The organism is Rhizobium indicum (genome assembly GCF_005862305.2).
In the GTDB taxonomy this organism is placed as follows: Bacteria; Pseudomonadota; Alphaproteobacteria; order Rhizobiales; family Rhizobiaceae; genus Rhizobium; species Rhizobium indicum.
On the sequence record NZ_CP054023.1, the window covers coordinates 107,606 to 130,609 of the forward strand.

At 60.4% G+C, this 23,004-nt stretch carries 20 protein-coding genes; 10 read left to right on the plus strand and 10 right to left on the minus strand.

What is annotated here, in order from left to right:
• Position 1: 1 nt before the first annotated feature.
• The 5 genes from FFM53_RS30260 to FFM53_RS30280 all read right to left on the minus strand — a co-directional run bounded on the left by FFM53_RS30260 (position 2) and on the right by FFM53_RS30280 (position 5,482).
• Positions 2–1,630, minus strand: a complete 1,629-nt coding sequence (locus FFM53_RS30260) for an ABC transporter ATP-binding protein (protein WP_138389630.1) — start codon at positions 1,628–1,630, stop codon at positions 2–4.
• Positions 1,627–2,445 carry an ABC transporter permease gene (locus FFM53_RS30265; protein ID WP_138389629.1) on the minus strand — a complete coding sequence of 273 codons (819 nt, stop codon included), beginning with the start codon at positions 2,443–2,445 and terminating at the stop codon, positions 1,627–1,629. Before FFM53_RS30265 ends, FFM53_RS30260 begins: the two co-directional genes overlap by 4 nt.
• A complete protein-coding gene (locus tag FFM53_RS30270; protein WP_138331421.1) occupies positions 2,442–3,386 on the minus strand; it encodes an ABC transporter permease in 945 nt (314 codons plus the stop codon). Before FFM53_RS30270 ends, FFM53_RS30265 begins: the two co-directional genes overlap by 4 nt.
• Positions 3,387–3,564: 178 nt before the next feature.
• The gene (locus FFM53_RS30275) at positions 3,565–4,470 is read right to left on the minus strand and encodes a LysR family transcriptional regulator (RefSeq protein WP_138389628.1); all 906 of its coding nucleotides are present in this window, start codon (positions 4,468–4,470) and stop codon (positions 3,565–3,567) included.
• 37 nt (positions 4,471–4,507) lie between these two features.
• Positions 4,508–5,482 carry a LysR family transcriptional regulator gene (locus tag FFM53_RS30280; RefSeq protein ID WP_173883695.1) on the minus strand — a complete coding sequence of 325 codons (975 nt, stop codon included), beginning with the start codon at positions 5,480–5,482 and terminating at the stop codon, positions 4,508–4,510.
• Between the two features lie 39 nt (positions 5,483–5,521).
• Between FFM53_RS30280 and FFM53_RS30285 the strand changes: the two genes are divergently transcribed.
• The gene (locus tag FFM53_RS30285) at positions 5,522–6,895 is read left to right on the plus strand and encodes an MmgE/PrpD family protein (protein ID WP_138389626.1); all 1,374 of its coding nucleotides are present in this window, start codon (positions 5,522–5,524) and stop codon (positions 6,893–6,895) included.
• A 66-nt stretch (positions 6,896–6,961) separates the two neighbouring features.
• Here FFM53_RS30285 and yghX read toward each other — a convergent pair whose 3' ends face one another.
• Positions 6,962–7,849 (minus strand): YghX family hydrolase, encoded by an 888-nt coding sequence (gene yghX / locus FFM53_RS30290; RefSeq protein WP_138389625.1) that lies wholly within the window; start codon positions 7,847–7,849, stop codon positions 6,962–6,964.
• Positions 7,850–8,178: 329 nt separating this feature from the next.
• Between yghX and FFM53_RS30295 the strand changes: the two genes are divergently transcribed.
• The 5 genes from FFM53_RS30295 (at position 8,179) to FFM53_RS30315 (ending at position 13,691) form a co-directional block, all read left to right on the plus strand.
• The gene (locus FFM53_RS30295; RefSeq protein WP_024320074.1) at positions 8,179–9,336 is read left to right on the plus strand and encodes a Gfo/Idh/MocA family protein; all 1,158 of its coding nucleotides are present in this window, start codon (positions 8,179–8,181) and stop codon (positions 9,334–9,336) included.
• Positions 9,337–9,349: 13 nt separating this feature from the next.
• Positions 9,350–10,234: a carbohydrate ABC transporter permease gene (locus tag FFM53_RS30300; RefSeq protein WP_138389624.1), complete on the plus strand. Its 885-nt coding sequence runs from the start codon at positions 9,350–9,352 to the stop codon at positions 10,232–10,234.
• Positions 10,231–11,088, plus strand: coding sequence for a carbohydrate ABC transporter permease (locus FFM53_RS30305; RefSeq protein WP_003553169.1), 858 nt, complete (start codon positions 10,231–10,233; stop codon positions 11,086–11,088). The genes FFM53_RS30300 and FFM53_RS30305 overlap by 4 nt, the downstream gene beginning before the upstream one ends.
• Before the next feature lie 73 nt (positions 11,089–11,161).
• Positions 11,162–12,367 carry an ABC transporter substrate-binding protein gene (locus FFM53_RS30310; protein WP_138331655.1) on the plus strand — a complete coding sequence of 402 codons (1,206 nt, stop codon included), beginning with the start codon at positions 11,162–11,164 and terminating at the stop codon, positions 12,365–12,367.
• Positions 12,368–12,557: 190 nt separating this feature from the next.
• The gene (locus FFM53_RS30315) at positions 12,558–13,691 is read left to right on the plus strand and encodes an ABC transporter ATP-binding protein (protein WP_173863087.1); all 1,134 of its coding nucleotides are present in this window, start codon (positions 12,558–12,560) and stop codon (positions 13,689–13,691) included.
• Between the two features lie 582 nt (positions 13,692–14,273).
• Here FFM53_RS30315 and FFM53_RS30320 read toward each other — a convergent pair.
• From FFM53_RS30320 to FFM53_RS30335, 4 genes are all read right to left on the minus strand, one after another.
• Positions 14,274–15,980 (minus strand): adenylate/guanylate cyclase domain-containing protein, encoded by a 1,707-nt coding sequence (locus FFM53_RS30320; RefSeq protein ID WP_138331427.1) that lies wholly within the window; start codon positions 15,978–15,980, stop codon positions 14,274–14,276.
• A 499-nt stretch (positions 15,981–16,479) separates the two neighbouring features.
• On the minus strand, positions 16,480–17,580 hold the full coding sequence (locus FFM53_RS30325; protein WP_138331428.1) for a D-TA family PLP-dependent enzyme: 1,101 nt from the start codon (positions 17,578–17,580) through the stop codon (positions 16,480–16,482).
• The gene (locus FFM53_RS30330; RefSeq protein ID WP_138389623.1) at positions 17,581–19,056 is read right to left on the minus strand and encodes a M81 family metallopeptidase; all 1,476 of its coding nucleotides are present in this window, start codon (positions 19,054–19,056) and stop codon (positions 17,581–17,583) included. It lies immediately after the preceding gene.
• A gap of 30 nt (positions 19,057–19,086) precedes the next feature.
• Entirely contained in the window at positions 19,087–19,569 is a 483-nt protein-coding gene (locus FFM53_RS30335; protein WP_138331430.1) for a hypothetical protein, read from the minus strand.
• A gap of 111 nt (positions 19,570–19,680) precedes the next feature.
• Here FFM53_RS30335 and FFM53_RS30340 point away from each other — a divergent pair, with 111 nt between their 5' ends.
• From FFM53_RS30340 to FFM53_RS30355, 4 genes are read left to right on the plus strand one after another with little or no spacing between them, the layout of a single operon-like run.
• Complete coding sequence (locus FFM53_RS30340) at positions 19,681–20,070, plus strand: RidA family protein (protein ID WP_003553181.1); 390 nt, start codon at positions 19,681–19,683, stop codon at positions 20,068–20,070.
• A gap of 22 nt (positions 20,071–20,092) precedes the next feature.
• Positions 20,093–20,956, plus strand: coding sequence for a MurR/RpiR family transcriptional regulator (locus FFM53_RS30345; RefSeq protein WP_138331431.1), 864 nt, complete (start codon positions 20,093–20,095; stop codon positions 20,954–20,956).
• A gap of 25 nt (positions 20,957–20,981) precedes the next feature.
• Complete coding sequence (locus tag FFM53_RS30350; RefSeq protein WP_138389622.1) at positions 20,982–21,758, plus strand: SDR family oxidoreductase; 777 nt, start codon at positions 20,982–20,984, stop codon at positions 21,756–21,758.
• A gap of 15 nt (positions 21,759–21,773) precedes the next feature.
• Entirely contained in the window at positions 21,774–22,973 is a 1,200-nt protein-coding gene (locus FFM53_RS30355) for an MFS transporter (protein WP_138389621.1), read from the plus strand.
• Positions 22,974–23,004: the final 31 nt, after the last annotated feature.

The following is a 23,004-nucleotide window of genomic DNA, read 5'->3' on the forward strand; positions in this document are numbered from 1 at the left end:
GTCAGTTCTCCAGGCGCCATTTGAGGATCACGCCGCCCTGAGCATTGTGGTCCAGAGCGGGGATGGCCGAGAGAAGCCTTTGCGTATAGGCCTCCTTCGGGCTGTCGAAAACCGTATCGCGGTCGCCCTCCTCGATGATCCGGCCGTCCTGCATGACGACGACGCGATCGGCCACCTGTTCGACCACGCCGAGATCATGGCTGATGAACAGGCAGGAAAAGCCGTAGCGTTTTTGCAGATCGGACAGGAGTTCGAGCACCTGCGCCCGGACCGTCACGTCAAGCGCCGATACCGGTTCGTCGGCGATCAGGAATTTCGGCCGGCGCGCAATGGCCCGGGCGATCGCCACGCGCTGCCGCTGACCGCCCGAAAGCTCATGCGGGTAGCGCCCGGCATAGTCGGACCCAAGGCCGACTTCCTCCAGCGTCTCCAGGGCGCGCTTGCGCTTTGCCGCAGCGTCGAGATCGGGAACGAGCCGCAGCGCTTCTTCCACGAGCGCGAGGATGGTCATGCGCGGATCGAGCGAGGAATAAGGATCTTGAAACACCATCTGGCAATTCAGCCGATAATCCATCCAGTCGTCGTCGCGGCTGCGTCCCTTGAACCGGATATCGCCTTCGCTCTCGCGGACCAGTCCGGCAATGGTGCGGCCGAGCGTGGTCTTGCCGGAACCCGAACCGCCGACCAGCGCCACGACTTCGCCCTCGTGGATATCGATGCTGACGCCATGCAGCGCCCGTTTCGGCTTTGCCGTCTTCATCAGCGACCGCCGGCCTGGATAGTCGACGACGATATCCCGCGCTGAGACCATCGGCGCCCTGGTCTTGTCGATCATCCGCGTCTCTCCGCGGAACGGCAGGGAGGAAAGCAGTTTCTTCGTATAGGCACGCTGCGGTGCGTCGAGCAGATCGGCGGTGCATCCTTCTTCGACGATCACGCCCTTTTCCATGACGACGATACGGTTCGTGTAACGCGCAACCATCGGCAGATCGTGACTGATCAGCAGCACGGCGGTGCCTTCCGCCTGCGTCAGCTCCACCATCAGTTCCATGACATCGCGCTGGATCACGGCATCGAGCGCCGTCGTCGGCTCGTCGGCGATCAAGAGCGCCGGTTTCAGCAGCATCACCGATGCCAGCATGATGCGCTGGCGCATGCCGCCCGAGAATTCATGCGGATAGGACGTGAGCGCCCCGGCGGGATCGCGGATCCCGACCCGGTTCAGCATGTCGAGGATCCGGCTGCGCCGTTCTTCCTGTGAAAATATCGTATGCAGCTGCAAGCCTTCTTCGAGTTGGCGGCCGACGGTCATCGAGGGATTGAGCGAGGTCATCGGCTCCTGGAAGACGACACCGATTTCCGCACCACGCAATTGGCGCAATTGCGCGCCGTTCATGGAAAGCACGTCGCGTCCCTTGTAGGCAACGGAGCCGCCGATCACCTTGATGGGTGCCGGCAGCAGCGAGATCAGGGCGCGTGTTGCCAGCGTCTTGCCCGATCCGCTTTCTCCGACGATGCCGAAGATCTCGCCTGGCGCGATGTCAAAGTTGACGTCCTTGACGACCTGGACACCGGTCCCTGTGACCTGAAGCGACAGATTGCGGACATTCAAAAGCGTTCTATTGGTCATTTCAGCCCCCTCATCCGCGGATCAAGCTTGTCCCGAAGAGCGTCGCCCAGAAGATTGATGCCGAGGAGCGTCAGGGCGATCGCCAGGCCCGGGAACAGACCCAGCCAGACCGCCTGCTCGATGAATGGTCGGCCGGCAGCCAGCATGTTGCCCCAGGTCGGCGCCGGTGGCGGAACGCCGAGGCCGAGAAAGCTGAGCGCGCTTTCCGAAAGGATCGCCCAGCCGAACATCGAGGTCGCAAGCACGGTGATCGGGGCGACGCAATTGGGGAGGATATGGCGGAACATGGTATAGAGCTCGCCATTGCCCATCACCTTTGAGGCCTCGATGAATTCCCGCTCGCGCAGCGACAGGACGGCACCCCGGACAACGCGGGCCATGGAGGGAGAATAGGCAATGCCCAGCGCGAAGATGATGCCATATTGGTTGGCGCCGAAGACGGCGAGCAATCCAAGCGCCAGAAGGATGCCGGGAAAGGCAAGAAGCGCATTGTTGACGGCCATGATGACGGCATCGACCCAACCGCGGGCATAACCACTGACGAGACCGATCAGCGTGCCGCAGACCGTTGCGAATGTGACCGTCAAGGTGCCGATCCAGACGCTCGCCCGGGCGCCGACGATCAGGCGGCTGAGCACATCGCGGCCGAATTCGTCGGTTCCGAGCCAGTGGGCGCTGCTTGGCGCCGCCAGCCGTGCGGTGAAGCCGAGCTTCATCGGATCATAGGGGGTCCAGAAAAGGCCGATCGCAGCGGAGATGAGCAATGCGGCAATGAGAATACTGCCGATGAAGCCGTTGAAGGTGACGTTTTTCATTCGGCGACTACCCGCGGATCGAACAAGGGATAGAGCAGGTCGACGACCAAATTGACCAGCACATAGGAAAGCGAGACGAACAGCAGGCACCCTTGGATTACGGGGTAGTCGCGGGCAAAAATACTGTCGACCATCAGTCGCCCGAGCCCCGGAATGGTGAAGACCGTCTCGATGACGGCAATGCCGCCGAGCAGATTGCCGAGGATCAGACCGATGACTGTCCAGGTCGGGCCGAAAGCATTCTTGAAGGCGTGCCGCCAGAGGACGGCGCTCTCGGAAAGCCCCTTGGCCCGGGCGTGGGTGATATAGTCGAGACGCAGCACTTCCAGCGTCGAGGCGCGCGCCATGCGGATCAACACACCCATCTCGTGAATGACCAGGGTCATGATCGGCAGCACGAGGTAAAGCAGGCCGCCGGTGACGTTGCTGCCGATCGAGACATAGCCGAGGACCGGTAGCCAGCTGAGTTTCAAGCCGAAGAAAAGCAGAAGCAGGAGGCCGAGCCAGAATGTCGGGATCGACAGCAGGATCGTGGCCGTGCCGACCAGTGCCAGGTCCGTCAGACTGTTCTGCCGCCAGGCGGCGATGACACCGGCCGGCACGGCGATGAGGCTCGCCAGAAGCACGGCGACGACGACGATTTGGGCACTGACCAGAAAGCGTGATGCGACGAGCGGCAGAACCGGCTCGTCATTGACAATCGAGCGGCCGAAATCACCCTGGACGACATTGGCGGTCCAGATCAGGAACTGTTCCGGCAGCGATTTGTCGAGGCCGAGTTCCGAGCGCATTGCCGCGATCTGAGCCGGCTCGGCCATATCACCCAGCATCAGGGCCGCCGGATCGCCGGGTATGAAGCGGATCAGCGTGAAAACGGTCACCGAAACGAGGACGATCGTCGGCAATGCCATCAACAGGCGGTTTAGAACGAATTTCAGCATTTTTGTTCCCCGCGATGGGCGACGGACAGTGCCCGGCGCCATCGGTTTCGTTGCCGCAGACTATGATCGAATGAGGAAATATCCGCAATATTATGCGATTCTGTCATAACTCTATGCGGAATACGACCGCAACCAAAACGGCTACGTTGGCGTAAAGGTTCAGGCTAAACGTTTGATTTCAAATGTCTTTTTGCGAAAGCTGGATCTGCCGCTTCAAAGCGTCGCTGAGAGCGTGAGCGGCAATCGAGAGTGGCGTCCCGACCGCCCTCGCCAATCCGAATTCCTGGGTCGCGCGTGGCACGAAAGGACGGTGAACCACCGGTAGGTGGCGATAGAGATTCGCATAAAAGCTGCTGATGATCGTGACCCCGAGGCCATGCGCGACGTAGGAACAGGCGGAACTATTGGTATGCGTCTCGATCTTGACGATCTGCTTGACGCCGGCCCGCCGGAAGGTCTGGTCGAGCGCCATGCGGTTCGGCCGTTGGCGGCCAATCAGAATGAGGGGCACGTCGCGCAAATTCCTGACCGTGATTTCCTCCAGTTTCGCAAGAGGATGGTCCTTCGGAACGACGCAGACACTTTCGCCGGTGGCGACCCGCTCGACCTCGATGCCCGGTCCGCTCTCGCCCTCCATGCGCAGAAAGCCGAAATCGATCACTCTCTGCTCGACGAGCTTGTTGATCGCGGTCGTCGTCTCGAAGAAGGTTTCGATCCGCACACCGGGGAAATCGCTGATGTAATCGGCCAGCATTGCCGGTGCGAAATGCTCCCACATGCTGCTCGGCAGGCCGACGCGGACGATCTCCGGGCCGGCGGCGCCGCTTCTTAAGTCCTCCGCATGGCCCGACATCCGATCGACCGCGAGCAAGATGTTTTCGGCATCGCGGGCAAGAAGCAGGGCCTCGGGGGTGGGGATGAGACGGCCTTTGTCGCGCACGAAAAGCGACATCGAAAGGTCCGCCTCGAGCTGCTGGAGCAGGCGGCTGACGCCGGACTGGCTGAGCCCCATCGTCTTTGCAGTGGCAATCGTCGACCCTGTCGCCAGAAGCGTGCGCAGGACTTCCAGTTGCTTGATATTCATGCGTTCGCGATCCCCCGGAACAGTTCAAGCGCCGTCATCATGCCCAGTCCGAAATGCTTTGAAGGAAGAGGCTGGCGGCCTTGGGCATCGGAAATTTCTCTCCGCTGATCAGCGCGTAAGCAACCGGCAGTTCCGGTTCGAGCGGAATGAACTGTAGCGGCAGCGTCGCATATTCGCGGGCGATGATTTCGCCGACCAGCGCAATGCCAAGCCCCTGCGCGGCCAGCGCGCAGGCACTCGCCACCGAATGCGCTTCGAGCAAGGGGCGTTGGCGGATGCCGGCCTTGTAGAACAACGCCTCAAGCTCGTGACGAACCGGTCGCTCCCTGTTCAGCATGATCAGATCCTGCCCCTTCAGGTCGGCGACCGACAACTGGCGGCTGCCGGCCTTCGGATGATCATTGTGCAGGGCGCAAATGACCCGCGACGACAGGATCTTCTCCTGTTTCAATCCCGGGCTCATCAGCGGCAGACGCGCGAAGCCGAGATCGGCCTCGCCGTCGGCCACCATCCGTTCAATTGCCAGGTAGCTGCCGGATGCGACTTCGACGCGCATCGGACCATTCGCCGCGAGAAAGTTCTTCAGCAGCTTCGGAATGCGCGTCGAGGAGAGGCTGCTGGGAAAGGCGAGCCGCAGCATGATCTCGCGCGATCGACCGCTTTCGAGCTCCATCGCCGCTGTTTTCAAGGCGCGTAGCCGGTCGGAAATGGCCCGGATTTCCGGGCCGAGCTGCAGCCCCTCGCGGGTCGGTTGCAGCCGGTTCTTTTCCCGGTCGAAAAGCCGGACGCCGAGATAGTCTTCCAGTTGCTGCAACAAACGGCTGGCGTTCGATTGCGAGATCCCAAGCTCGACGGAAGCGGCAATCGTCGAGCCCGTCGCCGCGATGGCGTCATAGGCCTCGATATGCTTCAGGCTGATCGCCGCACTCGTGTCTCGCGCCATTCTATCTCCAACATCGATAGCCCTACCCGCAAACCGCATAAGATTGCGGACCTGCGGAAAGTTGAACATTTTCCGCTGAGAACCAAACTCACCGAAAGACTTTCGTCAATGGCCACCATTCTCCGGAAGATCGCGCAACAGCTCCTGTCGCGAACGACGTTCTCAGACCTCGCCATGGACCGGGCAAGAGATGCTGTGGTGGACACCATCGGCTGTATGATTGCAGGCAGCGGCGATGAAAGCGTTGCCGCGCTCACCCGCGCCTTCGACGGAGAAATCGCCGGAGGCGGCGAAGCGCGGCTCGTCACCGGCGGCTCCGCCTCGCCCTCTTTCGCCGCACTCATCAACGCAACGGCGGCTCATGCGCTCGATTTCGATGACAATTTCCATCCGGCAAGGGCGCATGCTTCCGCGGTGCTGGTGCCGGCGCTGCTGGCGGTTCTGACGCGCGGCAAGGCAACAAGCGGAAGACGGTTTCTCGAGGCCTACCTGGCCGGGCTGGAGGCGCAAGCGGCGGTCGGCTTCGGCGTCAATCCCTCTCACTACAACAGAGGCTGGCACGCAACGGCGACGGTCGGCAGCATCGGGGCCGCGGCTGGCGTGGCACGGCTTCTCGGCGCCGACGAAAACGGCTTAGTCGCGGCGATGAGCCTCGCGGCGAGCTTCGCCTGCGGCCCGAAAGGGCAATTCGGCACGACCGCCAAACCGCTTCACGCCGGCATTGCCGCGCGCAATGCCGTGGACGCGGTGCGCATGGCGCTTGCGGGCATGAGCGGGCGGCCGGATATCCTCGAGCGGCTGCAAGGCTTCCTCGATCTTTTCGGCGGCGATAATGCCAAGGGCTGGGAAGACCTGACATTCGACGAGGAACATATCATCGAAAGCCGGGGCGTGGTGACCAAGCGCCATCCCTGCTGCGCTTCGACCCATCGCGCCATCGACGCGCTTCTGGATCTGAAGCAGGAGCATGGACTTTTGGCCGGCGACATTGCCGGGATCGAGACGAAAGTCGGCATATCCGCTGCCCGCAACCTCGCTTATCCCGATCCCACCGATGAGATGCAGGCCCGCTTCTCGATGCAATATTGCCTGGCAACAGCTTTCCTCAAAGGCTCCCTCAGCCTGTCAGACTTTACGCGGCAGGAGATCGAGCGGCCGGAAATCCGGGAACTCATGCCGCGCATCAAAATGCAGTCCTATACGGCGGAAGAGGAAAAAGGCGTGGAGCGCCTCCCGCATGTCGTCACGGTGACGATGCGCGACGGGCGCATTTATAAAAAGTCTCGCTTGCAGGCGAAGGGATCGCTTGAAGCGCCGATGAGCGTTCATGAACGTGAAGTCAAATTCCTGGACTGCTTGCGCTGGGGAAATCGGAATGTGTCCGGCGCCTCTTTCCTGCAGCTTCGCCGGCTTGCCGATTTTGAAAACCTGTCCGGCGACGATCCCTTCTGGAACCTGATCATAGGCCGTCAGTCGCCTTGACAGGCCACGGGACGGATAGGCGGCGGGGAATGGCTCCCCGCCGCAGCGCGTTCAAGACCGGCCTTCTCAGGCGAGGTATTTCGTAAACCAGTCGACCGTTCGCTGCCAGGCGAGCTTGGCAGCCGTCTCGTCGTAGCGCGGCGTGGAATCATTGTGGAAGCCGTGATTGACGTCGGGATAGACATAGGCCTCGTAGGTTTTTTGAGACGATTTCAGCGCAGCTTCGTAGGCCGGCCAGCCTTCGTTGATCCCCTTGTCCAGTCCGGCATAGTGGAGAAGCAGCGGCGCCTTGATCTTCGGCACGTCTTCGGCGCGCGGCTGCCGGCCGTAGAAGGGCACGGCTGCGGCAAGCTCCGGATAGGCCACCGCCGCGGCGTTGGAGACGCCGCCGCCATAGCAGAAGCCGGTGATGCCGACCTTGCCGGTGGTGAGATCGCTGCTCATCAAGAATTCGACCGCCGCGAAGAAGTCGTTCATCAGCTTTTCCGGGTCGACCTTCTGCTGGAGTTCTCGTCCCTTTTCGTCGTTGCCGGGATAGCCTCCGACCGAGGTCAGGCCATCCGGCGCAAGTGCGATGAAACCTGCCTTTGCCACGCGCCGCGCCACATCCTCGATATAGGGGTTCAGACCTCTGTTTTCATGAACGACCACCACGGCCGCGACTTTGCCGGTGGCGTTTTTAGGGCGGACGAGATAGCCGCGGACATCTCCATTTCCCTTTGGCGAGGGATAGGTGATGTATTCAGCTGATATATCGGGATCGGTGAACTCGACCTGGGTCGCCAGCGCATAGTCAGGGCTCAGCGATGAAAGAATGGCAGCTGCCGTAAGTCCGCCGACAGCGAATTTGCCGGCCCGGTCGAGAAACTCGCGCTTGGTAATTCTCCCGTGCGCGTAATAATCGTAGAGTTCGAGAAGTTCCTGAGGGAAATCCTTGGCTGTCATACGGGTCATGATGGCTCCTCCGTGCCTTCGGGTCTCGCATCATCCTACACACGTAAACTCACGAGTCTTTTCAACATTTCGCGAGTCCCGCGTGTGCTAGCCATGGCGATCGCTGCCTGCGGCGACCGGTGCTGAATTCGCGGCTCCTGCTTCAAGCGGCGCGCCCTCTTCCCTTTGGCAATCGGCGTCCGGCCGGTCGCAGCCAGCAATCGACCGCCGGCTACCGATCCATGAAAATTAATTTCATGCTCGCGCTTCGATGCCCGTTTTCTATTGACGCCTCCCGATTTTTGTCCCAACTTAAAGAAAATAAATTACTAAATGGGAACCTGATCGGCATGAAAGTGGGAATCATCGGGCTAGGATTCCGGCTCGGCTATCTCGGCTATGTTTTCAAGGCAATCGATAGCAGCTTCGACATTGTCGGCTATGTGGATCCGGAACCCGCCGGACTTCCCGGATTGACGGAAAAGGGAATTTCAGTCGGCAAGGCCTATGGTTCGCCGGAAGAGCTTCTTGCCTCCGAAAAACTCGATCTGCTGATGATCGGCTCCCCCAATCACCTGCATCTCGACCATATCAGGCTCGGGCTTCAAGCCGGTCTCAAGGTCTTTTGCGAAAAACCGATCGTCACGACGATCGCCGAAAGCATCGAACTTGCCCATCTGATGGCAAAATTCGGCCATGAGCGACTGATGGTCGGTCTCGTGTTGCGCTATTCTCCTCTTTATAAGGATCTCCGCGCCATCCAGGCCGAGGGCAAGCTTGGTCAGATCGTGTCGATCGAGGCCTCCGAACATATCGAGCCTTATCACGGCGCCTTCTTCATGCGCGACTGGCGCCGCTATGAGCGCTATTCCGGCAGCTTCATGCTGGAGAAATGCTGCCACGACCTCGATCTCTATAATGGCGTCGCCGGCGCACGGCCGGAGCGCGTCGCAAGTTTCGGCGGCCGCAAGAGCTTCATTCCGGCCAACGACCCGGCGCGCGAGGGCATCAACGACCTCGAGCTTTTCCACCGCAAGCCGAGCGGATGGATGGGATCGGACAAGGTCTTCGACAGCGATGCCGATATCATCGACTATCAGGTCGCGATCGTCGAATATGCCAATGGCGTCGGCATGAACTTTCACACCAATCTGAACGTGCCCGACCAGTTCCGCCGTTTCGCCATCATGGGTTCGCGCGGCATGGCCGAAGGCGATTTCGTGCGCGGCTATCTCGACGTTCACGAACAGCTGACCGGCAACAAGATTGTCGAAAACAAATATGCCGCCACCGAGCTCTCCCAGCACTACGGCGCCGATGAACAGATGGCGAGCGATCTGCTTGAAAGCGTGCGCACCGGGCTCGAACTTCCTGTTTCCACCCTGAATGCGCTCGAAGCCGGCATCCTCGCCTTGGCGATGGACGAAGCGAGGATGAAGAAAGCGGTCATCGATCTGCGTCCCATTTGGGACCGCTTCGACGAAGCCCTTCACGCAAGAGCGGCTTGAGGGGGGCGGCAGGATGAGTGTTCAACGAAGCACCTTCATCTTCGCCTGGATCCTTCTTCTCCCGGCTGTCCTTTATGTTCTGGCGATCGTCGCCTACCCGCTGGTGGATACGTTTATTCTCTCCTTCACCGATGCGTCTCTTCGGAAGACAACCAACTGGGTCGGCTGGGTGAATTACGAGAAGATCTTCAACGAGCGGTTTGCCGAAGTCATCATCCGCACCTTCATCTGGACGTTCTTCTCGGTTGCCCTGAAAATGGTGATCGGCACGTTCGGCGCATGCATGCTGAATGCTGCCGTACCCGGCCGCTCCCTGTTCCGGCTTTTGACCATGCCGCCATGGATCGTGCCGATGGCGATCGGCATCTTCATGTGGGGCTGGATGTATAATGGCCAGTTCGGGATGATATCAGGCATGCTGCAGCGCTTCGGTCTCGTCGACGGCCCTGTCGCCTTCCTCGCTTATGGAAACACCGCCTTCTGGGCAACGATCATCACCGACGTGTGGATCGGCGTGCCGTTGGTGACGATCTACTTCCTGGCGGCGATCCAATCCATTCCGAAGGATCTCTACGAGGCCGCCTGGACCGACGGCGCCGGCCGCTGGTACCGCTTCCGCCGCATCACGCTGCCGCTGATGGTTCCGGCGATCATCACCATGTCGATGCTGTCGCTGATCGCCACCTTCAACTCGTTCGACATCATCTGGATCCTGACGCAGGGCGGACCGAGCGGCGAGACGACGACGATGATCATCGACACCTATCAGACCGCGATCGGCTCGAAGAAATACGGTGAAGGTGCAGCGCGCGCCGTGTTGATCTGCATCTTCCTGTCGCTCTTCTGCTTCGCTTATTTCCGCGTCACCCGCCGCCTCAATCCGGAGAAACGCGCATGAGCAATGCAGCCATGATCGACCGTTACCGCTGGTGGGAAATCATCCTGATCTATTGCGGCATTGCGCTGTTTCTTTTCTTCGTGCTGTCGCCCTTCGTCGAAGGTTTCCTGGTTTCGCTGAAGCCGCTCAGCCAGCTTTTCTCCTCGCCCTATCGTTTCTGGCCGGAGAACGGCTCCTTCGAAGCCTATCGGACGATGTGGATCAGTGTGCCGGGCTTCGGGCGCTATATCTTCAACTCGTTCTTCATCTCGATCATCGTCACGCTGATCGTCCTCTGCCTCGTCATTCCGGCGGCCTATGCCTTTGCGAAGTTCGAATTCAGGGGCATGGGCATCCTGCTCGGCGCCTTCCTGACGGTGAACATGTTCTCCGGCGCCGTGCTGTTGATCCCGCTCTTCCGGCTGATGCGCAGCATCGGCGTGCTCAACACCTATCTCGCCATGATCGTGCCGGGCGTCGCCTTCCTGATCCCCTCGGCGATCTGGCTGCTGCGCACCTACATGATCCGCATTCCGCAGGAACTCAACGAAGCGGCCTACATGGATGGCGCCAGCCATTTCTACACGCTGCGCCGGGTCATCCTTCCCATTGCGATGCCGGGGATCATCGTCGTCGCCATCACCACCTTCATCGGCGCTTACGCCCAGCAATTCATCTTCGCGCTGACGTTCAACTCGAAGACCGAATACATGCCCTTGCCGGTGGGGCTCTTTGCTTACTTCGGCAAGCAGGAGGTCATCTGGAACGAACTGATGGCGGCTTCCTTCGTCGGTATCGCGCCGGCGATGGTCGTCATCTTCTTCCTTCAGCGCTACCTTGTCGGCGGGCTGACCGCCGGTGCGGTGAAACAATAAGACCAAAAAACGAGTGAACAGCTAACACAAGAATGGGAGTCACGACGTGAGCATTACCATCAAGACAGGCCTTATGGCGCTCGCCCTGCTCGGTTCGACGGCACTGACCGCCGTCACTGCCCAGGCGGCCGACAAGGAAATCAGCTGGATCTATTGCGGCGACACGATCGACCCGGTCCACACCAAATACATCAAGCAATGGGAAGAAAAGAACACAGGCTGGAAGGTCGCTCCCGAGGTCGTCGGATGGGCACAGTGCCAGGACAAGGCAACGACGCTCGCTGCCGCCGGCACGCCGGTGGCGATGGCCTATGTCGGCTCGCGCACGCTGAAGGAATTCGCGCAGAACGACCTTATCGTTCCTGTGCCGATGACAGATGACGAGAAGAAGACCTACTATCCGAACATCGTCAACACCGTGACCTTCGAGGGCACGCAGTGGGGTGTTCCGATCGCCTTCTCCACCAAGGCGCTCTATTGGAACAAGGATCTCTTCAAGCAGGCTGGTCTCGACCCCGAGACGCCCCCGAAGACTTGGGCTGAAGAAATCGAGATGGCAAAGACCATAAAGGAAAAGACCGGCATTCCGGGCTTCGGTCTTTCCGCCAAGACCTTCGACAACACGATGCACCAGTTCATGCATTGGGTTTACACCAACAACGGCACGGTGATTGATGCCGACGGCAAGGTCACGCTCGACAGCCCGCAGATTCTCGCCGCGCTGAAGGCCTACAAGGACATCGTCCCCTACTCCGAAGAAGGCCCGACCGCCTACGAGCAGAACGAAGTCCGCGCCATCTTCCTCGACGGCAAAGTGGCTATGATCCAGGCAGGCTCGGGTGCAGCCGACCGCCTGAAGGCAACGAAGATCAGCTGGGGCATCACGACGCTGCCGCTCGGCCCCGACGCCAAAGGCCCCGGCACGCTGCTGATCACCGACAGCCTGGCGATCTTCAAGGGTTCGGGGGTCGAGGACAAGGCGACGGAATTCGCCAAGTTCATCACCTCGCCGGATGTGCAATCCGAATACGAACTGCAGGGCGGCGCCGGCCTCACCCCGCTGCGGCCGTCGGCAAAGGTCGATGAATTCGTCGCCAAGGATCCCCACTGGAAGCCCTTGATCGACGGCATCAGCTACGGTGGTCCCGAGCCGCTCTTCACCGACTACAAGGGCTTCCAGAACTCGATGATCGAGATGGTACAGTCCGTGGTGACGGGCAAGGCCGAGCCGGAGGCAGCACTCAAGAAGGCTGCCGGCGAAGTCGAGGCGTTCAAGTAGGCCTCTTTGGGGTCGCGGGATCGCGGACGGCAACAGCCCGCGATCCCCCTCCTGCAGCGCCGCATGTCTTTTCGCAGTGCGGCGCTGTAACACCTTGAATTGCTGCATTCCTTAAGTCGAATCCGATGTAAGGAATTATGCAGTCACGATGATCGAATGTGCGACGAAGGCCGCCAGCGGAGACAGATTTTTGGGACAGCTCCTTCTCAACAAAGTTCAGAAGTTCTATGGCGACTACGAAGTTCTGAAGGGCGTGCAGCTCGATGTGAAGAACGGCGAGTTCGTCGTCTTCGTCGGGCCCTCAGGCTGCGGCAAATCCACCCTGCTGCGCATGATTGCCGGTCTCGACGCGACGACGGCAGGCGACATCGTCATCGATGGTGTCAGGGTCAATGATCTGCCGCCGGTCAAGCGCGGCATCGCCATGGTGTTCCAGTCCTACGCGCTCTATCCGCACATGACGGTCTTCGAGAACATTGCCTTCCCGCTTCGGGTCGAAAGGATGGAAGAGGAGAAGCTCAAGGCCAAGGTGGAAAACGCGGCGCGCATCCTTCACCTCGAACAGCGGCTGCAGCAGAAACCCGGCATGCTGTCCGGCGGCCAGCGCCAGCGCGTCGCGATCGGTCGCGCCATCGTGCGCGAACCGAAGATATTCCTGTTCGACGAGCCGCTTTCCAACCTCGACGCAGCACTTCGCGCCGACATGCGCATCGAGCTTGCCAAGCTGCACAGGCAGTTGAAGGCAACGATGATCTATGTGACGCACGACCAGGTCGAGGCGATGACCATGGCCGACCGCATCGTCGTGCTGGATTCCGGCGATATCTCCCAGACGGGCGCGCCGCTGGAGCTTTATCACAAGCCCGCAAATCAGTTTGTCGCCGGCTTCATCGGCAATCCGAAAATGAATTTTCTTCCCGTGACCTGCAAGGGCGTCAGCGCCAATGGCGTCGAGGTGGATTATCAGGGCCAGACAGCCGTGCTGCCGGTGACGCCGCGTGACGGCATGGCCGGCAAGGCTTTGACGCTCGGCATCCGGCCGGAGCATATCCAGCTCGGCGGCGGCGATATCGTCTTTAAGGTGACGCCGACGGTCATCGAGCGCCTCGGAGCAAATACGGTCGCTTACGCCTCGCTGAATGGAGAGTCCGAGAATTTCTGCGCCATGCTGCCGGGCAGCGTCGGCATCCGTGCGGACGCGCCTGTCGCAACCGGCATCAATGCCGCAGATTGCCATCTCTTCGACGAGGCGGGCATTGCTTTCGAGCGGCGCGTCGAGCTGACCGAAATCGATATGAATGTGATCAATCCGACGGCGGCTTGAACCGGCGGCCAGGGCGGCGTTTTTCCTACCGGGGGTCGGCTCCGGATACGGGCCAAACGACGCCCTAAGCAATTTTGGCTGCTCGCCGGTAGGGTTCGGGTGATTTTCACCCCACGAACGTCGTTGGACAATCTCCTGCAGATGGCAGAGTCGGGCCCATTTGCGTCATAACAACCTTCGGCCCAAAGCGGACATTTTTCCGTTGTCGACCTTCGGCGGCTTTGCGCTGTCATTTCGGCCGTTGAAGCATACCTTGCACCTGCCGGAAAGCAGACATCGTCTAGTTTCAAGGTAACGGCATCTTTGCGCCGCCGATAGCGGAAGTAAGCGTCGTCGCCTTCATGTCTCGGCGAAGCTGCTTAAATGTTTCGCAAAGCATCCTGTCTTCATTCTGGGCTACGGGCTCATCGCCACCATGATGCAAGGCGGTCCAGCGGAAAAGTCATGCGAGACTCGGGCTGGTTGACGCGTTTTGTGGAGCGTCTGAATAAGCTTGGCACTGCGATCCAGACCGCCGTTCTCGCACAGCGCATATCCCGTTGATCAAGTCCTCGAACGCGTCGGGATTGTCCCCACCCGCTGTCACATCTCCGGCAGGCCGGCCTTTCGGAAGCCGTCAACAAAGTGGTCTCGTACAGATGCATCGCGCAGCGGCTGGGAGCTGAGCCAATGGCCGATCGTGAAATGAGGGTGGGCGATCAGGAACAATTCTGCTTCTCGCCGCGCCTCCTCATGGTGGCCCAACTGCGCAAGCGTAGCAGCCAGGAATTTGCGTGAGTTGGTACGATACGTGTCTTTCCTGCGGAGCGTAGCGGCTGCCGCCTCATAGTCACGCGCGGCGTATTGCGCCTGCCCAAGATGACAAAGATACCAGCAGGCTGGGTAGGGATTGAGCCGCAGAGCTTTTTCGATCTGCGCCAGTCCGTCGGCAACCCTGCCGTCCAGCACGGACATGTCCGACATGGCGGCCCAGGTGTCGGCGTGGTTGGGGTCCAGCTCCAGGGCCTTGGCGAAGGCGGCCTCCGATTCCTCCCATCGCCGCTCATAAGCCAAAATGGTCCCCAGAACATAACGGCAGCCGGCATCGTTGGGATCCAGGTCGACCGCCTTCTGCGCGAACGTCGCCGCCATCCGACGGTTAGGATCTTCGGGCTCGCCGAAATGAGTCCAGGCAAGCCAACGGTTATAGGCGAGCAGACCGAGCGCCTCGGCATATGATGGCTCGAGCTCAACCGCGCGTTGGAGCAGCATATAGGCCTCACGCTCAGTTTGCGGCGACTCTTCCGTCAGGAGGCGGGCGCGCACACACAGATCGTACGCCTCAAAGTTCTTCGGCCGATTGCGCGGCGTCGGGATGGTCAGCCGGCCAACGAGGGCTTCAACAATCTTGGCGTTAACTTCATCCTGTAGTTCGAAAACATCTTCCACCGTCCTGTCAAACCGGTCGGCCCACAAGTGCTGGCCGGCAAGCGTGTCGACCAATTGGGCATTGATGCGGACACGGCCCATTGCGCGTCTGGCGCTCCCCTCGAGGACATAGCGGACGCCGAGTTCCTGGGCGACCAGCCGGACGTCGACCGGCTTGCCCTTGTAGACGTACACGGAATTGCGCGCGATGACGAACAGACCAGCCGTACGGGAAAGGTCGGTGATCAGGTCTTCGGTCAAGCCGTCGACGAAAGGCGCGTCCGCTTCATCCCCACTCATATTCGTGAACGGCAATACAGCGATCGAGGGACATTCGGGCAGCGGCAATATGCTCTGCAGCGCATCCGGCCAATGCCACACGTGGACCGGGCGAGTCAGGTTCTTCAGGTAGCGTTCGCCTGCATCAATGAACCGGTCGCTAATCTTGCCGACGATCTCGCCGTGAACATTGGCTGAAATGCAGATGCCTCCCGGTGCGGCCTGCGTCTGGAGGCGCGCCGCGACATTGACGTCGTCGCCGAGGACGTCTGAACCGTCGTCAATGACATCTCCCAGATTGACGCCTACACGCAAAAGCAGGCGCCGGTCTCCGGAAGCCTCAACAGCGGTGGTGGCCCGTTGCATTTCCAACGCTGCTGCGACCGCGTCCACCGCGCTACCGAATTCGATTAGGAAGCCGTCGCCCATGACCTTGAAGATGCGACCGTGGTAGCGCATCACAGCCGGCTCGATAACGCCGGAACGGAGTTCCCTGAGGTTCGCCAGCGTTGCGGCTTCATTAGCTTCCATCAGGCGTGAATATCCCACCACATCGGCAACGACGATGGCGGCAAGGCGACGCTGAATAGATTGATCCGTCATGTGAGGACAAGCCTAACGACCGAGTTCGCAAGTTATTGTTCAACCGCGGGTGAGTCAACAAGTGGTAAAGAGGTAATGTCCCGGCGATCTCCACCTCCATCGAGCCGTCATCCTTCTTTGTGACCGACGGCGTCGAGGTGGACGACACGGAAATGAGTATCCACGGAAAGCGGACGGTTCTTGAACGTCTGGTGATGGGCGGCGAGCGAGGGCCTCGGCGGAAGTGCCCAGTTCTGTCCCGGGGGAGACCCGAGCTGCAACTGCGCTATGTCTGCATTTCTGGCTAACTTTCCAGATGCGGCCAGTCTCCTTCCGGCCCCAAATCGGTCACTCACTCAATCTCGCCAAATGTCAGCCCTTAGCGCAACCAGGTCATCCCTTGCGCGCACGTCTCGCAACATCAGCTACTGTATTTTGCTGATACGGAGATCGCGAGCGATCCACCGATAACCGCAGCCTTCGGCAATCGGCATCATTTTGCTCCAGCCGGAACCGCCCCCTACCAGACGAGACCGCGGGCGGCGACCTGCTCGACGCGGGTGACGATGCCGCCCCGATGGAAGACCATCGTATCGAACAGATTGGACACCACGCAGGTGTGGTTCGGGATGATGAAGAGCTTCTCGCCGATCTGCGGCCGGGGGCCGGTGCAATTCGACAGGTCGATCACGCCGTGTTCTTCCGAGAGGCTGCTGATCCGCGCCTCGGGATAACCGACGATCAGCCCGTAGTCGCTAAAACCCTGAAGATCCGATGTCAGCGCCTTCGACCCGGCATCGATGACGGCGCGGTCGGCGTTTGGCCGCGACACGACGGTCGCCAGCACATGCATGGCGCAATCGTCCTCGGTGCAATGGCCCATGCGCACCATCTGGCGATCGTTGTAAATATAGGTGCCGGCGCGGTGTTCCGTGGCCGAGGTGACGAGATGCGCCTCGAAGAGGCTCGGCGTTCCGCCGTTGCTGACGATCGGGCAGGTTATGCCTTCCGTTTTCAGCTGCTTGAGCGCCTCTGTGATGAAGGCTTCCACGGCGGCGGCCGATTGCGGCTTCGGATAGGTCACGATGCCGCCGAAGGTGAGGCCGTCGGCAGCGGCGATGCGCTTGGCGAGCGAGGCCGCCTCACCCGGCGTCTGCACGCCGCAGCGGCTGCCGCCGGTATCGCATTCGACCAGAACCGTGAGCGGCTTGTGGCCGGAGAAATGTGCTGCCAGCCCGTCGACCGTCACTTCGCTGTCGGCGACGACCTTGAGGGCCGAAATTCTCTCGTTCAACTTGGCCAGCCGCTCGAGCTTCTGCGGTCCGAGGATGTTGAAGGTGATGAGGATGTCCTCGAAGCCTGCTTCGGCAAAAACTTCGGCTTCCGTCACCTTCTGGCAATTGATGCCCTTGGCGCCCGCGGCAACCTGCGCGACGGCGAGAGCCGGGATCTTGTGCGTCTTGATATGCGGGCGGAAGTTCAGTCCGTGCTGATCCATATAGGATTGAACGCGGTCTATGTTTGCCGCCAGCCGGTCTTCATCGATCACAGGACGCGGCGTCGAGAGATCGGCGATCCTGTCGCCTGCCTTGGCGATGACGGCAAACCGGTTGTCATGCATCTAGGCGGCTCCGCGTTCTGGTCCATGTGGATCGGCGATGATCGGCCATATGGTCTTCGGTGCCCGCCGGTATGGCGTCGTCGCCGGATTATTGGGATAGGGCGTTCCTGCAGAGCAGTAAAGGATCTCGGCCGCGATCTTCGAGAAGGACGCGAAGAAGTGGTTGGTGGATTTGATCACCAGGATCTTCTGCCTGGCGGGGTCGATGCCCATCGCCGAAAAAAGGCTCGGATCGAAGCTTTGAGCGCGTGTGGAATTGAGGATGATGTCGAGGCCGTCAAGCACGATATGTGCGGCATCGCCGAAAGGTGCGAGGCTCTCGCCGAACTGCATCTCGGCATTCTTCAGCAGCTTGACGATCTTGACGGTGCCATCGATGGGATTGCCGGTGCCGGGCGCCGACTTGGCGCCGAAGCGCAGCGGAATTTCTGCCCCCTCGCCCGCCGCAAAACAAATCTGGACGGCCACCGGATCCCAGATGGTACCGATCGCGGCATTCGTGACGCCGCGGGCGATCAGCTCTTCGAGGATAACCGTCGCATCCCCTGCCGTGCCGCCGCCCGGATTGTCCCAGACATCGGCAATGACGACAGGCCATGCGGTGGCGGCCATCGCACGCGCGACGGCTTCCTTCTCGTCGATCTGCGGGACCATGAAGGTGCCGCGCTTCGAAAATAGCTCAAGGCCGAGCTCACGCGCCAAAGCCGCGCCCTTCTCCGGCTTATTATCAGTCACGACAAGCAGCTTCGTTCCCATTTCGGGAACGTCGCCCACCATGAAGCCGTGGATCACCGAGATCGACAGGATGTCCGGATCATCCTTCTCGATCTGCATGATCTTGTCGACGAAGGAACGCATGGGCTCGCGCGATGTCGGGAAGACGTCGATCATCTTGCAGTCGAACACCGACATAACAGGCTTAATCCGGCCCTCAAGCGTCTCGACCGCGATGCGCCAGAGATCCTCGGCGCGGTCGACGAAGTCCGTATGCGGAAACTCCTTGAAATAGACAGCGAAATCGAGAGCGGCGACGCGTTTTGCGGTAAGATGGCTGTGCGGATCGAGCTCGGCGCAGATGAGGACATCAGGCCCGACGATCTCACGGATGCGCGACAGAAGATCGCCTTCCGTATCCTCGTATCCGGCTGCCACCATGGCGCCGTGCAGGCCCATGACGACGGCGTCGACAGGCATTGCCGCACGGAGTTGGCCGAGGATTTCGTCACGCAATTCCTCGTAGGTCGTCCGGTTGACGAGGCCTGCGGGGTCGGCCCAGGTAGCCGTTCCCTCAATCAGTTCCCAACCCTTTTCTCGGGTGACGCGCCTTCCGACGGTGATCGGCGCGGTGCAGAGCGTTGGTGTTTCGGGATGCTGGCCGGGCGGGGCATAGAGAGAGGCTTCGAACGCGCGACGATCCACGCAGATCGGGGAAAAGGTGTTGGTCTCGGTCGCCAATGCTGCCGTGAAAATGCGCAAGAAAGTGGCCTTCGTGTTGTCGGCCCCGCGTCAACCCATCGGGTTCGGCAGGTAGCCGGTGAAACCTGAGATTTTCCAGCGTCCTTGGTGAAGCCTGCAATAATAGAGCGTCTGCCATTGCATGACGTCTCGGGTACCGTCAGGCTTGGAAATGCCGCCGTCGAATTTCTTGCGGACAAGCGCCATGTCGCCTTCGATTTCGATTTCTTCCAGCGTTGTCGTGGTGAAGATCGCCGTGCGTGTATCTTCCGCGAAACTCTGTTTGGCGAAATCCTTCGCCTGCCTCAGCCATTCGTCTCGATAGGCAGACAGCGTCGGAAATGCGAGACGCCACTTGTCAGGGCTGACTTCCTTGCGGCCATCGATGCCGATGAAGCCCTCTTCCACGAAGTCATCCTCGACCATCGACCAATCGGCGGCCAGAAAGGCATCGATATCGCGCGGAACGAGCATCTCCCAGATAGAATATCGGGCGCTGTCGGACGGGAATGGATTCTTGAAAGGATCGCGCATATCTGCCCTGGATTGAAATTCTTTTCATAAATCGCGTTTTTCACTGGTCAAATTCTGCTTTCTATGGTCACTTGTCAACTTATCAAGAAAATAATTTGCAAGGACTTCAGCATGCCGATCAAGCGCTATGGCACTGTTCAAACGGGCGCCGGCGGCAAGGCGCTGCCTTTCGCACGTGCGGTCGAAGCCGACGGATGGCTGTATGTTTCCGGGCAGGTTGCGATGGAAGATGGCGAAATCATCGACGGCAACATCATCGCCCAGACCCACAAGACGATTGCCAATGTCCTTTCGATCCTCGATGAAGCCGGATACGGTGTCGAGGACGTCGTGCGCGTCGGCGTCTGGCTCGATGATCCGCGCGATTTCTGGACCTTCAACAAAATCTATCAGGAGTATTTCGGCGAACATCCGCCGGCACGAGCCTGTGTGCAATCGTCGATGATGGTTGATTGCAAGGTTGAGATCGACTGCGTGGCCTATAAGAAGAAGGATAGATAGCGAACTATCGGGGGGGACGGGCTTGGATATCTTTTCAACGCTGCAGGAAGACAAGGGCCGGCTCTCTCCCTCCGAGAGCCGCATCGCGGAGATCATCGTCAACGACTTCGAGTTTGCCGTGAATGCCTCGATCATCGAGCTCGCGGAACGGGCCGAGGTATCGCCGCCGACCGTTACCCGCTTTTGCCGGCGGCTCGGTTGCGAGAGCTTTTCCGACTTCAAGGTGCAGCTTGCCCGCACCGCCCATATCGGTGTTCGCTATCTGAAGCCGGAATCGAAAAGCACCGATCCGGCTGATGTCGCCCAGGATATCATCACCAAGGCGCAGAACGCGCTCTTTCTGCTGCATCGGTCGCTTGATCTTGCCGCGATCGAAGCCGCCGTTTCGCATATTGCCAAGGCCGATATGATCTATGCGTTCGGGTCGGGCGGCAATTCGTCGATGATCGCCGACGAGCTCCAGAACCGCCTGTTCCGTCTCGGGCTTCGCATCACCGCAAGTTCCGACCACAGCATGCAGCTGATGATGGCTGCCGCGGCAAGGCCCGGCGATGTGCTGATCGGCTCGTCCTTCTCCGGGCGCAATATGGAGCTGGTGCGCGCCTTCGAGCTTGCCCGCCAGACCAAGGTGAAGACGATCGCGCTCACGCAGACGGAAAGTCCGGTTGCCAAGGCCGCCGAAATCGTCGTGCCGATCGACCTTCCCGAGGGCCACAATATCTATCGCCCGACCTCGACGCGCATAGCCTACATCGCGACGATCGATATCCTGTCGAGCCTGGTTGCCTATGCCGTTCAGCCGAAGGCGACGACCACGCTTCGGCGCATCAAGCAGCAGCTGGTCATTCACCGCGATGGCGACGACCGGCAATTGCTTGGAGATTGAGGTTCATGAACGGGAGCGACAGAAAATGACGCAGTCGATAGCCATCGTTACCGGCGCTGCAGGCGATATCGGCGCGGCGATCGCCGCACGGCTTGCCGATGACCACGACGTCGTGTTGCTCGCCGATATCGATGCTGCGGCTGCGGCTGCCGTGGCGTTGAAGCTCGGGCCGGATAATCGCTTCGTCGCCATCGAATGCGATGTAACCAGCGAGACGAGCATAGCGGAATTGGCAAGACGCGCCGCCGACGTCGGCGTGGTTAAAACCCTGGTCAACAATGCGGGTGCCGCCCGCGCGACCAGCCTGCACGACACGACGCCCGAGATCTGGCGGGCGGACAATGCGCTCAATCTCGAAGCGGCATTCTTATGTTTCCGCGCATTCGAGCCCATGCTGACGGTTTCGAAGGGGTCAGTCGTCAATATCGCCTCGGTCAACGGCATGCATGTCTTCGGACACCCGGCCTATAGCGCCGCCAAGGCCGGCCTTTTGCATTTCACCCGGCTGGTCGCCGTGGAATACGGCAAGTTCGGCATCCGGTCCAATGCCGTCGCGCCCGGCACGGTGAAGACGCAGGCCTGGGAAGCCCGCGCGGCAGCCAATCCCAACGTTTTCGAGGAAGCACGCCGCTGGTATCCGCTGCAGCGCGTCGTCGATCCGAAAGATGTTGCCAATGCCGTGGCCTTCCTTGCCGGTCCCCAGGCCGCAGCCATCACCGGCGTCTGCCTGCCTGTCGATTGCGGCCTCACGGCAGGCCAGGCCGAACTCGCGCGGACCTTCTCGCAATCGGAACATTACTGACATTCAGATGCCCGCATGAGCCGCCTTTTCCCCGACGTCTTCCGCAATCCGGCGATCCGCGCCAGCATGATCGCCATTTTCACCTTCGGAATGGCGGGGGCGATGACCGCACCTTACCGTTCGGTCGTGGGTATCCGCGAATTGGGCTTAAGCGACGGCCTCTATTCCTTCCTGAGTTTCGTCTCGGCGGCGGTGAACGTCGTCATCAGCATTCTGCTCGGCAATCTCGCCGACCGGCTGGGCGAGTACCGCTCGACGATGATCGGCGCCTGCCTCTTCGGCATCGTCGGCTACGGCATGGTCTACGCCTTTCCGACTGCGGCCATATTCGTCATCAGCGGGTTGCTGCCCCTGCCGATCTACGGGGCGCTGAACTCGCTGCTGTTTGCCAATGCGCGCGCGGCCATGCACGGCATGAACCGAAGCGACATGGTGACGGCCAACTCCGGCGTGCGCGCCATGATCTCGCTGTCCTGGGTGCTGATCCCAGGGATAACTGGCCTGCTGCTGTCTGGCGCATCGAGCATGCTGCCGGCCTACCTCTTTGCCAGCATCTCATGTCTGCTCTGCCAGGGGATCATCGTCTTCGCCCTGCCGAAGCGGACGGGAACGGAGATGGCAGCAGTTCATCATCTCAGCTATCTCGGCGCGCTTCGCCAGGTGGTTTCGCCGCGCATCTCGGCGCATATTTGCGGGGTGGCGCTCATCACCAGCACGCTGCATCTCAATGACGCCCTTCTGCCATTGATCGCCACCGGTGCCGCGCATGGCAGGCTGAGCGACGTCGGCATTCTCGTTGGCATCGTCGCATTGCTGGAAGTCGTCTTCATCATCGTCTGGTCGCGGATCGCGAGGAAGACCGGCCAGATGACGGCGCTGGCCGCCGGTACCATCATCTATGCCGTGTTCCTCAGCCTGCTCGGCTTTGCCTCCGAGCCGTGGCACCTCTATGCGCTCGCCTTACTTGCAGGCATCGGAGCGTCGGCGATCATCACCATTCCGATCACCTATCTGCAGGATCTGATCGCCGACCGGCCGGGCCTCGGCAGCGCCCTGATCTCCGTCAATATCTTTGCCAGCGCCGGGATCGGCGCGCTGGTCTTTGCCGCAGGCACCTATGTGACAGGCTATTCGGGAACCGCGATCCTGAGCGCCGTCACCGGATTGTCCGGAATAGCGATCATCGGCCTCTTGCACAGACGCGGTGTCCGTTGAGCAAATAAGTCGTTCCGAAGAATGGAGCTTT